Source organism: Streptomyces sp. NPDC031474 (assembly GCF_055581185.1).
In genome coordinates this window covers 105,931-120,973 of the sequence record NZ_JBVIJX010000011.1, presented here as the reverse complement: position 1 = coordinate 120,973, position 15,043 = coordinate 105,931, and the positions used below count along the sequence as shown (strand labels likewise).

14 protein-coding genes and 2 riboswitches are annotated in these 15,043 nt (G+C 68.4%); of the genes, 5 read left to right on the top strand and 9 right to left on the bottom strand.

The genetic code is table 11. The features are described 5' to 3' along the window. Positions 1 to 2: 2 nt before the first annotated feature. Together ACZ5SK_RS24040 and ACZ5SK_RS24035 are read right to left on the bottom strand one after the other, a co-directional pair. The gene (locus tag ACZ5SK_RS24040) at positions 3 to 797 is read right to left on the bottom strand and encodes an enhanced serine sensitivity protein SseB (protein WP_334577065.1); all 795 of its coding nucleotides are present in this window, start codon (positions 795 to 797) and stop codon (positions 3 to 5) included. Between the two features lie 78 nt (positions 798 to 875). Further along, on the bottom strand, positions 876 to 1,559 hold the full coding sequence (locus tag ACZ5SK_RS24035; protein ID WP_334577066.1) for an AAA family ATPase: 684 nt from the start codon (positions 1,557 to 1,559) through the stop codon (positions 876 to 878). A 177-nt stretch (positions 1,560 to 1,736) separates the two neighbouring features. Further along, a riboswitch (glycine riboswitch) is annotated at positions 1,737 to 1,837 on the top strand. Beyond that, positions 1,838 to 1,966, top strand: a riboswitch (glycine riboswitch). Positions 1,967 to 2,014: 48 nt separating this feature from the next. On the opposite strand from ACZ5SK_RS24035, the gene gcvT reads away from it, so the two are divergent. The 5 genes from gcvT to ACZ5SK_RS24010 all read left to right on the top strand — a co-directional run bounded on the left by gcvT (position 2,015) and on the right by ACZ5SK_RS24010 (position 6,783). Beyond that, a complete protein-coding gene (gene gcvT / locus ACZ5SK_RS24030; RefSeq protein WP_468576590.1) occupies positions 2,015 to 3,175 on the top strand; it encodes a glycine cleavage system aminomethyltransferase GcvT in 1,161 nt (386 codons plus the stop codon). Positions 3,176 to 3,286: 111 nt separating this feature from the next. Next, positions 3,287 to 3,664 (top strand): glycine cleavage system protein GcvH, encoded by a 378-nt coding sequence (gene gcvH / locus ACZ5SK_RS24025; protein ID WP_334577068.1) that lies wholly within the window; start codon positions 3,287 to 3,289, stop codon positions 3,662 to 3,664. 14 nt (positions 3,665 to 3,678) lie between these two features. After that, on the top strand, positions 3,679 to 4,941 hold the full coding sequence (glyA, locus tag ACZ5SK_RS24020) for a serine hydroxymethyltransferase (RefSeq protein WP_334577069.1): 1,263 nt from the start codon (positions 3,679 to 3,681) through the stop codon (positions 4,939 to 4,941). A 95-nt stretch (positions 4,942 to 5,036) separates the two neighbouring features. Next, positions 5,037 to 6,404: an L-serine ammonia-lyase gene (locus ACZ5SK_RS24015; RefSeq protein ID WP_468576589.1), complete on the top strand. Its 1,368-nt coding sequence runs from the start codon at positions 5,037 to 5,039 to the stop codon at positions 6,402 to 6,404. 208 nt (positions 6,405 to 6,612) lie between these two features. Then, positions 6,613 to 6,783, top strand: a complete 171-nt coding sequence (locus ACZ5SK_RS24010) for a hypothetical protein (protein ID WP_361705217.1) — start codon at positions 6,613 to 6,615, stop codon at positions 6,781 to 6,783. Between the two features lie 233 nt (positions 6,784 to 7,016). Here ACZ5SK_RS24010 and ACZ5SK_RS24005 read toward each other — a convergent pair whose 3' ends face one another. The 7 genes from ACZ5SK_RS24005 to ACZ5SK_RS23975 all read right to left on the bottom strand — a co-directional run bounded on the left by ACZ5SK_RS24005 (position 7,017) and on the right by ACZ5SK_RS23975 (position 14,967). Beyond that, positions 7,017 to 7,847: a M23 family metallopeptidase gene (locus tag ACZ5SK_RS24005; protein WP_334577071.1), complete on the bottom strand. Its 831-nt coding sequence runs from the start codon at positions 7,845 to 7,847 to the stop codon at positions 7,017 to 7,019. 378 nt (positions 7,848 to 8,225) lie between these two features. After that, a complete protein-coding gene (locus tag ACZ5SK_RS24000) occupies positions 8,226 to 9,668 on the bottom strand; it encodes a phytoene desaturase family protein (RefSeq protein ID WP_361705219.1) in 1,443 nt (480 codons plus the stop codon). After that, the gene (locus tag ACZ5SK_RS23995) at positions 9,665 to 11,458 is read right to left on the bottom strand and encodes an ABC transporter ATP-binding protein (protein ID WP_334577073.1); all 1,794 of its coding nucleotides are present in this window, start codon (positions 11,456 to 11,458) and stop codon (positions 9,665 to 9,667) included. Before ACZ5SK_RS23995 ends, ACZ5SK_RS24000 begins: the two co-directional genes overlap by 4 nt. Continuing rightward, positions 11,383 to 11,562, bottom strand: a complete 180-nt coding sequence (locus ACZ5SK_RS23990) for a hypothetical protein (protein WP_334577074.1) — start codon at positions 11,560 to 11,562, stop codon at positions 11,383 to 11,385. Before ACZ5SK_RS23990 ends, ACZ5SK_RS23995 begins: the two co-directional genes overlap by 76 nt. 48 nt (positions 11,563 to 11,610) lie before the next feature. Continuing rightward, complete coding sequence (locus ACZ5SK_RS23985; protein ID WP_334577075.1) at positions 11,611 to 12,372, bottom strand: class I SAM-dependent DNA methyltransferase; 762 nt, start codon at positions 12,370 to 12,372, stop codon at positions 11,611 to 11,613. Between the two features lie 127 nt (positions 12,373 to 12,499). After that, complete coding sequence (locus ACZ5SK_RS23980; RefSeq protein WP_334577076.1) at positions 12,500 to 13,084, bottom strand: hypothetical protein; 585 nt, start codon at positions 13,082 to 13,084, stop codon at positions 12,500 to 12,502. Beyond that, a complete protein-coding gene (locus tag ACZ5SK_RS23975; RefSeq protein ID WP_468576588.1) occupies positions 13,081 to 14,967 on the bottom strand; it encodes an alpha/beta fold hydrolase in 1,887 nt (628 codons plus the stop codon). Before ACZ5SK_RS23975 ends, ACZ5SK_RS23980 begins: the two co-directional genes overlap by 4 nt. Positions 14,968 to 15,043 lie beyond the last annotated feature (76 nt).

Here is a 15,043-nt window from a genome sequence, read left to right as displayed (position 1 = left end):
TGTCAGTGACCCCTGGTGTAGAAGGGGCGGACTCGGGTCCTCAGCCAATCGCCCACCGGGTCCTGGGCGACGTCCAGGAGGACCAGGTTGACCGGCCAGGGCGACGAGGTGCGGCCCAGGGCCCTGCCGAGGGCCTCCAGGGGAAGTGCGCGCAGGTCGCCCTCCCACTGGGAGAGTTCGACGCCGACGAACATCACCGGGTCCGCCGTCTCGATCGCGGCCAGGCAGCGGCGGGCCGTGCGGACCACGCCTATGGACTCGAACTCCGCCGAGGCCGCGGCCAGGAAGTCCACCGGGTCGTCCTGCCAGTCGGGCTCGTAGAGGCGGACGCGGCCGCCGCTCGCGGGGCCATCCAGCGGGGTGCGGCCCGCCCGGCACAGCTCGGCGACGGCCGGTGGCGGCAGCGGGACGCCGACCACGCCCTCGGGGTTCACCATGATGCCGACCTGCGGGGGCAGCCCGCGGGCGAACTCCACGGCGGGCGCGATCGTGAACGACATGTGCGAGCCGACGACCTGGCGGAACTGCTCCTCGGAGCTGAAGACCGGCACGTACACCTGGCCGTCGAGCTCCAGGGTGGGCAGGTCGAGGGGGCCGCTGTGCGGGCCGCCGCCGCTGGGGAGCGGCACCCAGACGAAGCTGCGGCCGAGCACCTCCACGATGCGGCCGCCGGCTCCCGGCACGCCGAGGGAGACGGAGAGCACCTCCTCCAGCTCGTTGCCGGGCCATCCGCCGTGCGAATGGGGGTGCGCCTGCGCCGGGAAGTCCGTGGGGAAGTCCGCCGGGGGGAAGTCCATCTGCCTACCGCCTGCTAAGAACCGCTCACTCTGCTGTGGCTGAAAGGCTAGCGGGTACCGGGCGTTCCGCCCGAGCCCTCAGCCCGTGAATCCGATCCGGCGCAGCGTGTCGGCCGCGTCGCGGTCGAGCAGGACCGCCGAGCCGCAGCCCTCGGGCAGCCGGCCCTTCTCCACCGAGCGCAGCAGCCGGGCGGCGGCGTGCCGGTGGCGCAGGAACGCGTACCGCGAGACGCCTCGGCCGCGCTCGCGCTGGCCCTCCAGGGCCGTGTCCGCGCCGACGTCGAGCAGGAGCAGGTGGAGGGTGCCGCCGCGGCGGCGGGCCTCGCGGGCCAGCCAGTCACGCACCCAGGCCTGCGTGCCGCAGTCGTGCACGACGACGCCCTTGCCGCCGCGCAGCGCCCGGCGCAGTCCGGCGTAGTGGGCGAGGCGGACGAGGGGGCGGTAGAGGGCGTAGGGCAGGAGGCGGGGCGCGCGGGCGTCCCAGCGGTCGCGGGTGTCCTGGGAGTCGATGCGGACGCCGCTCACGGCCCGCTTCATGAGCGTGGACTTGCCGCTGCCTGGCAGTCCGGTGACCACGACCAGGTCCCGGGGGCCGAAGAGCAGGCCGTGCGGGCTGCGGCCGGCCCGCTCGCGCAGGTCGCGGACGACGGGCTCGGGCTGTGGGCCGCACGCGTTGCGCGCCTGGGCGCCGGGCTGCGCGGGCAGCGCGATCCCCGAGATGGTCGCGAATGCCGTGGTCCTCGCCGTGGTCGCCTCGTTCACCGTGATCGTCCTCCCCTGGGGTCAGGTAGTCCTCATCCCCGCCAAGCGTAAAGAGAAGGTAATGCGCGGCGCCTCGCGATTTCGTGCGCGTACCGACACAGGCCGGTTACAGATGCGGCCTGCCGCGAACGGGGCGGGCCGTGCAATGATGGCCGCGCCAACTGCATACCGGCCGTTCGAATCCGCGCGGGAGAGTCCTCAGCAGCAGTTTCGCTGGGGCGCCGAAGGAGCAAGTCCCTCCCTTGAATCTCTCAGGTCCCCGTTACCGCGCGGGCGAGGCACATCTGAAAAGCGGGCCGCCCCTTGTCTCGACGAGGTCGGCCCCACCCAAGGTGCAAGCCATGTCCGACCCGTCGTAACGGGCCGTCATGGCGAACCTCTCAGGTTCCGATGACAGATGGGGAGGAGTGGGGAGGAACCACCTCGCCCGTCATGCCTTGGGAGACGACCGTCCGATGAGCAGTACCGAAGAACTCCGTCACACCGCGCTCGATGCGCTGCATCGTTCGCTCGGTGCGACCATGACCGACTTCGCCGGCTGGGACATGCCCCTGCGCTACGGCTCCGAGCGCGACGAGCACAACGCCGTCCGCACGAAGGCCGGGCTGTTCGACCTCTCCCACATGGGCGAGATCACCGTCACCGGTCCGCAGGCGGGCGCCCTGCTGAACTTCGCGCTCGTCGGCGACCTCGCGGCCGTGGGCGTGGGCCGCGCCCGCTACACCATGATCTGCGGCGCGGACGGCGGCATCCTCGACGACCTGATCGTGTACCGGCTCGCCGACGCGGAGTTCATGGTCGTCGCCAACGCCTCCAACGCGCAGGTCGTGTTGGACGCCCTGGTGGAGCGTTCCGCCGGCTTCGACGCCGAGGTCCGTGACGACCGGGACGCCTACGCCCTGATCGCCGTCCAGGGACCGGAGTCCCCCGGCATCCTGGCCTCGCTCTCCCCCAGAGGCTCGACTTCGCTCGATCCGGGAGGTGCCCCCATCGCCGACCTCGACGGCCTGAAGTACTACGCCGGTCTGCCCGGCACCGTCGCCGGCGTCCCCGCGCTCATCGCGCGCACCGGCTACACCGGCGAGGACGGCTTCGAGCTGTTCGTGAAGCCGGAGCACGCCGTCGAGCTGTGGCAGGCGCTGACCAAGGCCGGCGAGGGCGTCGGGCTGGTCCCGTGCGGCCTGTCCTGCCGGGACACGCTGCGCCTGGAGGCGGGCATGCCGCTGTACGGGCACGAGCTGAGCACCGCCCTCACCCCGTTCGACGCCGGGCTGGGCCGGGTGGTCAAGTTCGGCAAGGAGGGCGACTTCGTGGGGCGCGAGGCGCTCGCCGCGGCGGCCTCGCGGGCGCAGGAACAGCCCCCGCGCGTCCTCGTCGGCCTGGTCGCCGAGGGCCGTCGCGTCCCGCGCGCCGGGTACGCGGTCGTCGCGGGCGGCGCCGTGATCGGCGAGGTCACCTCCGGCGCCCCCTCCCCCACCCTCGGCAGGCCCATCGCGATGGCGTACGTCGACGCGGCCCACGCGGCGCCGGGGACCCCGGGCGTCGGCGTGGACATCCGGGGCGCCCACGAGCCGTACGAGGTCGTGGCGCTGCCCTTCTACAAGCGCCACAAGTAGAGACTGAGACCAGTCCGGGCGCGTGACGCTGCACACATTCCCGCTGCTCACGCACGGTTCCAGCAGTCCCCCCTTCATCAGCACCCACCCGCGTACAGGAGAATTCAGGCCATGAGCAACCCCCAGCAGCTGCGCTACAGCAAGGAGCACGAGTGGCTGTCGGGCGCCGAGAACGGCGTCTCGACGGTCGGCATCACGGAGCACGCGGCCAACGCGCTCGGCGACGTGGTGTTCGTCCAGCTCCCGGAGGTCGGTGCCACGGTGACCGCGGGCGAGTCCTGCGGTGAGCTGGAGTCGACCAAGTCGGTCAGCGAGTTGTACTCGCCGGTCGACGGTGAGGTCGTCGAGGTCAACCAGGATGTCGCCGACGACCCGTCGCTGGTGAACTCCGCCCCCTTCGAGGGCGGGTGGCTGTTCAAGGTACGCGTCGCGGGCGAGCAGCAGGAGCTGCTGTCCGCCGACGAGTACACCGCCTTCACCACCGGCTGAGGAGTCGTAGACGCATGTCCGTCCTGAACACGCCCCTGCACGAGCTCGACCCGGAGATCGCCGCCGCCGTCGACGCCGAGCTGGGCCGCCAGCAGTCCACCCTCGAGATGATCGCCTCGGAGAACTTCGCTCCGCTCGCGGTCATGGAGGCGCAGGGCTCGGTCCTGACCAACAAGTACGCCGAGGGCTATCCGGGCCGGCGCTACTACGGCGGCTGCGAGCACGTCGACGTCGCCGAGCAGATCGCCATCGACCGGATCAAGGACCTGTTCGGCGCCGAGTACGCCAACGTCCAGCCGCACTCGGGCGCCTCCGCCAACCAGGCCGCCCTGTTCGCCCTCGCCCAGCCCGGTGACACCATCCTCGGCCTGGACCTCGCCCACGGCGGCCACCTCACCCACGGGATGCGGCTCAACTTCTCCGGCAAGCAGTTCAACGTGGTCGCGTACCACGTGGACGACGCCGGTCTGGTCGACATGGCCGAGGTCGAGCGTCTCGCCAAGGAGCACCGGCCGAAGGTGATCATCGCCGGGTGGTCGGCGTACCCGCGGCAGCTGGACTTCGCGGAGTTCCGCCGGATCGCCGACGAGGTCGAGGCGTATCTGTGGGTCGACATGGCGCACTTCGCGGGCCTGGTCGCGGCCGGGCTGCACCCCAACCCGGTGGAGTTCGCGGACGTCGTCACGTCCACCACGCACAAGACGCTGGGCGGCCCGCGCGGCGGGATCATCCTGGCGAAGCAGGCGTTCGCCAAGAAGCTGAACTCGTCCGTGTTCCCGGGCTTCCAGGGCGGTCCGCTGGAGCATGTGATCGCGGCGAAGGCGGTCTCCTTCAAGGTGGCGGCCTCGGAGGAGTTCAAGGAGCGTCAGCGCCGTACGGTCGAGGGCGCGCGGATCCTCGCCGAGCGGCTGACGGCGCCGGACGCCCGCGAGGCCGGCGTGAACGTCCTGTCCGGCGGCACCGATGTGCACCTGATCCTGGTCGACCTGCGCGAGTCCGAGCTGGACGGGCAGCAGGCCGAGGACCGTCTCCACGAGGTCGGCATCACCGTCAACCGCAACGCCGTCCCGAACGACCCGCGGCCTCCGATGGTGACGTCGGGGCTGCGGATCGGCACCCCGGCCCTCGCCACCCGCGGCTTCACCGCCGAGGACTTCGCGGAGGTCGCGGACGTCATCGCGCAGGCGCTCAAGCCGTCCTACGACGCGCGGGCGCTCAAGGCCCGAGTGGTCGCCCTGGCCGAAAAGCACCCTCTGTACCCCGTTCTGAACAAGTAGTTCCTGTTTGCCCGGCAGCCCCGCACACTCGTAGACGGGTGGGCGGGGCACCCGGCGAAAACCTTCTGCACCACCCCTTGCATTGAGGAGTCCCCGTGGCCATCTCGGTCTTCGACCTGTTCTCGATCGGCATCGGCCCGTCCAGCTCCCACACGGTCGGCCCGATGCGCGCGGCCCGCATGTTCGCGCGGCGGCTGCGCAACGAGTCCCTGCTGGACGCCGTCGCGTCGGTCCGCGGCGAGCTGTACGGCTCGCTCGGCGCGACCGGCCACGGCCACGGCACCCCGAAGGCGGTCCTGCTCGGCCTGGAGGGCTCCTCGCCGCGCACGGTGGACGTCGAGGGGGCGGACGACAGGGTGGAGCAGATCAAGGAGTCCGGCCGGCTGCGCCTGCTGGGCTCGCACGAGATCCCGTTCTCCTTCGACGACGACCTGGTCCTGCACCGCCGCAAGGCCCTGCCGTACCACGCGAACGGCATGACGCTGTGGGCGTACGACGCCTCGGGCGCGGAACTGCTCACCAAGACGTACTACTCGGTCGGCGGCGGGTTCGTCGTGGACGAGGAGGCGGTCGGGCAGGACCGCATCAAACTCGACGACACGGTTTTGAAGTATCCCTTCCGTACCGGCGACGAGCTGCTGCGCCTGGCGAAGGAAACCGGCCTGTCGATCTCGTCGCTCATGCTGGAGAACGAGCGCGCCTGGCGCACCGAGGACGAGATCCGGACCGGGCTGCTGGAGATCTGGCGCGTGATGCAGGGCTGCGTGTCCCGGGGCATGTCCCGCGAGGGCATCCTGCCGGGCGGCCTGCGCGTGCGCCGCCGAGCCGCGATGACGTCCCGTCAACTCCGCGCCGAGGGCGATCCGTTGGCCCACGCCATGGAGTGGATCACGCTGTACGCGATGGCGGTGAACGAGGAGAACGCGGCCGGCGGACGGGTGGTCACGGCGCCCACGAACGGAGCGGCCGGCATCATCCCGGCGGTCCTGCACTACTACGTCAACTTCGTGCCGGGCGCCGACGAGGACGGCGTCGTCCGCTTCCTGCTCGCCGCCGGGGCGATCGGCATGCTCTTCAAGGAGAACGCCTCCATCTCCGGCGCCGAGGTCGGCTGCCAGGGCGAGGTCGGCTCGGCCTGCTCCATGGCGGCGGGCGCCCTCGCGGAGGTGCTGGGCGGCTCCCCCGAACAGGTCGAGAACGCGGCCGAGATCGGCATGGAGCACAACCTCGGCCTGACCTGCGACCCCGTCGGCGGCCTCGTCCAGATCCCGTGCATCGAGCGCAACGGCATGGCCGCGGTGAAGGCGGTCACGGCAGCCCGCATGGCCATGCGCGGCGACGGCTCGCACAAGGTGTCCCTGGACAAGGTCATCAAGACCATGAAGGACACGGGCGCGGACATGAGCGTCAAGTACAAGGAGACGGCCCGCGGCGGGCTGGCGGTGAACATCATCGAGTGCTAGGGGAAAAGGCCCTGACCGGCGCGTTCGTGTCTTTCAGCGCTGTTGACGACCAGTGCGGCCAAGGGATGCATCAAATCGGTCCCCTGGACCTCCTGGAGAGGTACCCATTCGATACATGAGCGCTGGGGAGAACTCGCGCTTGGAGCAGTGGCTCCCCGTATCAGCGGGCAGACGCCCCGGAGACGACGTACGCAGATCTGCTGGCCGTGTGGCACGGGCCACTCGCGCCGTCGTGTGCGGTGAATCCGCCCCGGCCCTGCATCAGCTGATCGACGACATCCCCGCAGCCGGACACATCGCCGTGCCGCGCGGTTCACGCCGCCCCACGAGCTCCACCGCCTGCTCGCCCTCGACGACCGAGAACTCACCACGGCACTGACCGTCACCGCCGCGCACCGCGGCATCGCCCTGAACTTCTCGCTAGCGACGCCGTCACCCTCGCATGGAGAGCAGCGACCCTCACCTGGTCATGAGCCAGACCTGGCCGAGCCGACCAAGCCCTCGGGATTCGAACCCGAGACCTACGCATTACGAGGGCTTGCACGATCAGTACAGATGGCGGCCCCAGACATGCATCGCCGCCGTACGTACCGTCCTGCACGGGCGGCAGCACTACCGCTCATGGGACTGGGACTCGAGCGAGGTGAAGTGGACGGCGTCCTTGGGCACTCCGTTGTGTTCGGCGCCGTCGTCATCGCGGTAGCGCCACTCGAAGGGCAGTCCGTAGGCCGTCTCGGAGTCCGGACCGCTCATGAGTTGGAAATGCAGGTGGGGCTCGGAGGAGTTGCCGGAGTTGCCGCACTCGGCGAGCTGCTGACCTGCGGTGACCCGATCGCCCACCACGACACGAAGGGAACCGCGCTTGAGATGCGCGAAACCCGCGTACACGCCTTCGCCGAGATCGAGAATGATGTGGTTGCCCCATAGATGGCGGGGCCGGCCCAGGCTGCGTACGAAGCCCTCCAGGTAGAGGTAGAGGAAGCCAGGCAGCGAAGTGCGGGACAAGTGATCGCGCTGACGGTGGGCGCTCGCTACGACCACGCCGTCGCCGGGCGCCAGAACAGGGCTGCCGAAGGCGGGGTAACGGTGCGGGCGGCTGCCGAGCGGCCAGAGCCAGCGGAATGCCGGTGTGAGCTCTGCAGCCGGGTGGTACGTCAAGTCGATGGCGTAGGTCTGCGCATGGCTGTGCGTGTGACTGGGGACCTTCGTGCCAGGGCCGTTGACGGCCCGCCAGCGTCCGGTGACGGGTACGCCGACCGGAATCGGTGTCTGTCCTTGCGGAGGACGTTGATTGCGCCACAGACCCCAGCGCATCGACCCACCGAGCACCAGAAGGACGACCCCCGTGTACCACAGCGGCCCCAGACCCTGGCTGTTCACCGCGATGCAGAGCGCCCCGACAGCGATGAACAGGCCGTGGCGTTTCCACAGGGACGTCAGCAAGAGTGCACCTCGTTCATTGGATGTTGCCACAATTCACTGCTGATTGGCGGGTGCTCGAACCTCACCTCAGATGCGCAGCGTTGAAGTGGCCTCGATCGTTTCGGTCGAACACGAACCTTGTCCACGGGGAGTAGCAGCCGTCGCCGGTGGTGGAGAGCGTTCCGCTGAGTACCAGATCGCGTGTCAAACCGGAGCTCCCCGGCTCGGTCCACCGCTGTCATGCTGCGGCGGCCGTTCCGAACTCCGTCGACCACTCGACGGAACGGGCTGACGTGTCTTCACTCGCAAAGGCCGGGGCGGCGGTGGCTAACGCCAGGCCGGCGACGGTGACTGCGCGGGCTACCAAGACGTGTGTGCGCACAAGAAGAACTCCTTCTTCTACTTCAGGGACAGCTCAGGCGATGTCCGTACGCCGTGGTGGCGCCGGAGCGCAGAGAGCGCGGCGTAGTGGCCGCACATGCCGTGGACAGATGGGCCCGGCGGAGTCGAGGCCGAGCACAGGTACACGCCTGGCAGGGGCGTGGTGTACGGATCCCGGCGCAAGGTCGGGCGTACCAGGGTCTGGCGCAGGGTCAGAGCACCAGACGCGATGTCCCCGCCGACGTAATTCGGGTTGTACCTCGCGTACTGGGCTGCCGACAGGCCGCGTGAGGCGATGATCGTGTCCGTGAATCCGGGGGCGTACTCCTCGATGCGTGTACGGATCATCTCGACTGGATCACGAGTGTCTCCGTTGGGCACGTGAGCGTATGCCCACACCGGGCGTTTGCGGCCGGATGCTCGTGTCGGGTCGGTGACGGCCGGGTCGACAACGAGCATGAACGGGTCCGGGATCTTCCGACCTGCGGCGGTGGCGTTCTCCTGCCTGACGATGTCAGCGTGAGTGCCACCGAGGTGCACCGTGCCGGCCTGCCACAAGAGGGGGTTGGTCCACGGGATGGGCTCGCTGACAAGGAAGTCGGCCTTGGCCGCGCCCGGGCCGTAGCGGTAGCGGCGCAGAGCCTGGCGATACGCCGCGGGGAGTCGGTCGCCGGCGATGGCGAGGAATTCCTTGGGGCTCACGTCCAAGAGGACAAGGGGTGCATTGCCCAGCTCCGCCAGGTCCTTGACGTGGTGGCCGGTGTGAATGGTGCCGCCGTGGGCGGTGATGTCGGCGACGAGTGCGTCGGCGATGCGCATGCTTCCGCCTTCCGGCAGTGGCCAGCCACTGGCGTGGGCGGTATGGGCCAATAGCAGGGCTACCGCTGCCGACGCCGGCGAAGGCAGTCTTCCGACGGCATGGGCTGCCACGCCTGTCAGCAGGGCTCTGGCCTCCAATGTCGTGAACGGTGTGCGCTTCGTGGCGTGTGCCAGAACCCGAGGGACCAGGAGCGCGGGCGTGAGGAGGTCGCGGGGCAAGGAGCGCTGGTCGGAGAGAAACAGGTCGACCACAGTGGTGGACCGTTCCACAAGCGGGCCCAGCAAACGTGTCCAACGGCGCCCATCTGCACCAAGGTGCTCAGCGGTGCGGGCCATGCTGCGCCAGGCTGCCGCTACGTGGCCGCCAGGCAGGGGGTGGGCGTAGGGGATGTCGGGCTGGAGCAGGCGGACGCCGCGAGAAGGCAGGTCGAATGCCCGGAAGAACGCGGAGGCGGCGGCCATCGGGTGAACTGCCGAGCAGATGTCGTGGACGACGGCGCTATCGAACAGCGACGTCGAGCGCAGACCACCGCCAGGCGTGTCGGCCTGTTCGTGCAGGGCAACTTTGAGCCCGGCTCTGGCGAGGGTCACAGCGGCGGCGAGCCCGTTGGGACCCGTGCCCACGATCGCGGCATCGGTCACCGGGTGCCTGTCCCGACAGGTGTCATCTGCCTGCTGGCGAGGCGTTGGTACGTTGTGTCGCCTTCCATCAGCTCGGTGTGGGTTCCGGTGGCACGCAGCTTTCCGTCCTCGATCACGAGGATGCGGTCCGCGCCGATGGTGGTGGAGAGACGGTGGGCGATGGTGAGGACGAGGCACCGCGTACCGATGGCGGAGATGGCCTCGCGCAGCGCTGTCTCGGAGTCGGAGTCGAGGTGGGCGGTGGCTTCGTCCAGCAGCAGTACGTCTGGGCGGGTGAGAAGGGCGCGGGCGATAGCGAGGCGCTGCCGCTGCCCGCCGGAGAGACCGATTCCGGCCTCACCCAGGCGGGTGTCCAGGCCGTCCGGCAGAGCGCTGACGACGTCAGCGAGGTGAGCCGCGGCGATGACTTCGTCGATGTCCGCGGCAGTGGCGTCAGGGCGAGCGTAGGTGAGGTTCTCCCTGACAGTCCCGCGCATCAGGGGAGCGTCCTGCTCGACAAGGCCGATTCGGGACCGTAGTTCGTCCAGGCGCAGAGCACCTATGTCCGTGCCGCCCAAGCGGACCGTACCTGCGTCGGGCGCCTGGAAGCGCTCGATGAGCTGGAACAGGGTGGTCTTGCCTGCTCCGGAAGGGCCCACGATCGCGGTTACGCCGGTGGGCGGCAGCGAGAACGACACACCGGTCAGGGCGGGCGCGGTGGTGTCGCCATAGGAGAACGTGACGTCTTTGAACTCGACGGCGGGCGTCCCCGCAACGGGTGTTGAGGCAGGAGTGCCTTCGGTGGACTCGGTCTCGATGCGGGCCAGGTCCTTGACCCGGTCGATGGCCGCCCGGCCCTGCTGGATCTCCCCGAGCGACATGAACAGCATCACCAGTGGGGACACCAGGTAGAAGAGGTACATGATGAACGCGGTGAGGTCCTCGATGGGCAGAGCGCCCGTGGCTGTACGGGACATGCCCCAGGCGATGACCACGGCAAGGGACACCTGAGTACCGACGTTCATGGCGGGCATCAGCATCGCCGACAGGCGGGTGACGTGGATGCCACTGGCCCGCGCGTCATCAGCCAGTTCTCCGATGCGTTCGGCTTCGCGCTCTTCGGCGCGGGACGCTTTCACCGTGGTGAGGGCGCCCAGCACCCGTAGGAGCGCCGATCCGTAATTGCTGGTGTCCTCGCGGTTCGTCACCGCGGCCTTACGCACGGCTCGCGCCAGACCGAGCCCGATCACCGAGGCTGCTCCAAGGCAGCCGGCGGTGGCCAGCAGCATCCGCCAGTCGAGCCAGGCCATGACGCCGACGCAGCCGGCGACCGCGAATCCGGAGGTGATCATCTGGGATACGGAAGAGGAGAGCGCGACGCGTGCCAAGGAGGTGTCGGCGACGGTGCGGGTGAAGACGTCGCCGTGTTCGAGGCGGTTGAAGGCGCGGATACGGGAGTGCAGGAGACGCCCGGTGAGGGTGCCCCGCATGTCGAAGACGATGTTCTCTCCGGCTCGCCCGATGAGATAGAAGTGGGTGGCGGCAAGCAGCGCGTCTGCGACGAAGAGCCCCGCAAGGAGCAGGATCGGCCGCATGGTTGGCTCATCCACGGCTACCGCTTCGATCAAGTCGCCGATGAGCAGTGGCTGCAGAAGCGTCGCAGCCGTTCCCAGCAGGCCCAGCAGGATGCCCGCGCCGAGCAGCAGCCGATGGCGGCGGACGACGGCAGATATATTCACTGCCTGCTCCTGCCGAAGGCGATCGCGGCGATCGCGGCGATGCTGCCGCCGAAGATGAGACTCTTGGCCCAACTCGCCCTTGTGATTTCGCCGCTATCGCGAAAAACGGTCAGCATGACTGGCACGGCGACGATGAAGGCTACGACGAACGACACCACACGATTGGTTGTCACCATGATTCCTTTCCCTGGTCGTGGCATGCAGACAGGCGCTTCAGCTCCGGCTCATACACCCTTCCGATAAGTGGTGAGGAACATCGGGTACTGAGACGTGTAGGGAGACAAGTGCCAGTCGGCGTACCGGGCTTCGGGAGTAAGCCCGGCCGCGACGGCGTAGGCGTCGACCTCGTCCGGGGTGGTCAGACGGGCGAGTTCACTTCCCACGCGAGTGGTTCCGTCGGCTTCGTACCAGACGTGCGAGCACTGCCAGAGATCAGATCCAGGGGGAAGGGTCGAGTGCGTCTGAAGCCCCGTGCCAGGTTCCGGATACGGGGTGAACAGAGTTGTCCGCGCAAGGCCCTCGTGCATTGCCTCGACGGCCGGCCGGTTGCCGCTCTCGATCACCAGGCGGCCCTCCGGCGCCAGGAGCTCTGCCGCCCGCTGTACGGCCTTCTGCTGGTCCTCTGGTGTCAAGAGCATGGACAGGACCCCGCAGACCGCGTACACGAGTGCGTAGGCGCGGTCGTCGCTGTAGGAGCGGATGTCTGCGTGGACTCCTGTGACGTCCACGCTTTCGGGATCGTCGCCGAGCTGTGCCAACATCTCCGGTGAGGTGTCGATGCCGATGATGTGGCCGACCTTCCCGGAGAGCGGGATGGCGATGCGGCCGGTGCCCACACCAAACTCCAGGGTGCCCTTCCCAGGGTCGGGATGGAGACGGGCGAGTGTCTCCGCAGTGGCGACGGCGTTGGCGTCCTTGGGGAAAAGGCGGTCGTACCAGGCGGCGAACTGCTTGCCGTAGCCGATGTCGTCTACGTGACCGTTCATCTACGTGTCTGTTCCTTACCGGGCTCCGGGCGGCGGCCACACCGAGTCCGGGTGACCTTGGTGTGCGGCGCCCTGCGCGGTGGCAGGGCGCCGCGTGACGCCGTCATGGCAGTGCAGGCCCTGTCGCCTAGGCGGCGGCCAGGTACCGCGGCGTCGGCATCTTCATCGACGTGTAGGGCGAGACGAAGAGGGTCTCCGGCTGTTCGCTGCCGTCGTGCCCTGCGGCACGGACGACCGCGAACTGGAATCCCTTCACTGCTTCCTCGCCCTGCTCCTCGCTGACGGTGCGGCGGATGAACTCGACCAGCAGCTGATAGGAGGACAGCGTCTGAGCCTGCCGGACTCCGCCTTTCTGCGCCTCCTGCAGGATGGCGGTGCAGATGTCGAAGACCGCCTTCTCCGGACGGCGGGACGCGAACCAGAACGCCTGATACAGCCTTCGCGACGCGATCATCTCGATCTCGCGCCACTCGCTGGTCTCACCGTCCGGATCAAGGGTCCGGTAGGTGTAGTGGAAGTCGTGGACCGCCGGGTTCGGGGCGAAGAACTTCCAGTTCGGCACCATGGAAAAGAGATCCTTGGTGCGAGCACGGTCGAACACGAGATGCGGATGTTGCGCGGCCAGTGTCGTCACCAGCATGCCCGCTCCCACCCATCTCGCGAGGGAGCCCGGCCCTGTGAACGCGTCCTTGAAGAGGGCGGCAGGTCTCATCGTTCAGCACCTCCCTCGTGAGCGGCGATCGCGTCGGCTCTGTCGCGCTGGCGCTCTGCAGCCAGGAACTCGGCCATGAGCCGGGCAGCCTGGTGGGCATAGCGCGCCTCGGTGAGCATGGAGTCGTGATCAGCTCCCGCGATGACTTCGACCGCACCCCGCTCGCCGTGGCCCTGGTGGACCCGCGCCAGCTCGTTGTACAGCAGGAACTGCTCCGGATCCTGATCCACGGTCTGCTGCGCGGCGATGATCAACGCGGGTGTGGCGACCGGGTCGATGGCCCCCGTGAATTCGGTGAATTCCTTCTCGACGGCCAGCCATTCCCGCTTGCCCGCTGTCCACAGCCGGGCGTCCGTGTACTGCGCGAACACCTTCTCGCGGTACGCCGGGGGCAGTCTGTCGACCCAGCCGGGCCGGCTCATCAGGATCCCCGTGCCCATCTGAACGTAACGGGCCACGTGAGTGAGGGTGACACGAAGGTCCTTCGCCCCGGCACTCTGTCGGTCAGAGCGCTGCAGTTCTGCCGGATGCGACGGATCGAGATAGACGAGACCGGCCAGCCGCTCCGGCATACGCTCGGCGACTCGCCGGATCAGCTCGCCGCCCAAGGAATGCCCTACCAGCACCACCTTGCGGTTCTCCGGTACAAGCGCACGCACCAGGTCTTCCAAGTCATCGACCGACTCCGTCAGCTCGTAGGCTGCCTTGTTGTGGCGGCGGCTGCCCGCGTAGCCCGCCCGCGCGTACGACACGACGGCGTGATCCGAGCCGTGCGCGAACCACTCGGTGATCCACGCAAAGTGCTCTGAGGTGGAGGCCAGTCCCGCGCAGAACACCAAGACCGGCGCATCCGACTCCGGCCCGGCCGCTTCGTACATCAGTTCATTGCCGTGCCGGGTCACGACTTTCCGGGAGGTCGGCCAGCCTTCGAGAACCACAGCCCGGCGCTGAGCCGCGACCACGGCACTGGCAACGACTCCCCCAGCGAGCAGCAGCGCCGCCGCCTTGGCCGCCCGGTCATCGCGTCCTGTGACCGCGGGATGGGTCCTGGGGACCGTGGTGTACGCGACCATGGGGTGCATCGCGGGGAATGCGGTCATGAAACGCCCAAGCCCCATGATGAAGCCGTTGGCTACGTGAAAACTTCCGGCAGCAGCCAGGAACGGGCGGGTGAATCGGCCGCCGGCGACATAGACAAGCGGGAAGAGGCATTCCATCGCCAAGGTGGCGTGCTGAACGACGTTGGAGGTCTTCGGGTAACGCTGCGTCAGGCGGTAGACCGGTTCAGAACCGTAGGTCCGCGTCCGCATCACTCCCGGAAGAGCCGTCCCGTCTCGCCATTTGTCACCCACCAGCTTGACCCAGCCGGAGACGGCGTAGGACATACTGGCCTGTATTCCGATATACCAGAGAAGTGCGTCCTGAGTTTCCGACTTCTTTGCCAGCCGAGCCACACCGGTCACGCTCTGCACCAGATTCGCCACCTGGTCCGATCCATCCGTTCCATAACGGTGGCGAGCCTGCATCAGACAGTTGGTACCGCTGAGGAAGAGGCTCCCAGCACCGCGCCACCGTGACTGTCCCCGTAGTAGCATGCCGATGCTGACAGCCGCCCGGGTCGCATGCAGCGCCAGCGTCACCTTCTTCCCGCTCACCATATCCGCAACCTTGCGGAGGGTTACGCTCTTGGCCTCCGGGGTCCTCTTCATGATCTCCCAGTCATTCAGCCCACCGGGATCCATGTGTCTGTGCTGGGCCAGGTACTCCAGAGAAGAGGACAGCGTTGTGAGTGCCGCCAGCCTCTCCGATACCCCTAACGCCCTGTCTCGGGAAATCGGCACAGCGCCGAAAACTGCCGAGCTGATCTTCTTCAGGTATCTCAAGAAATGATTCCTCCTGACTCGTCAGCGGGTCGGCTAACATCGGAAAGCTGTCGGGCCGCGATTGGAGCGCGGCCCG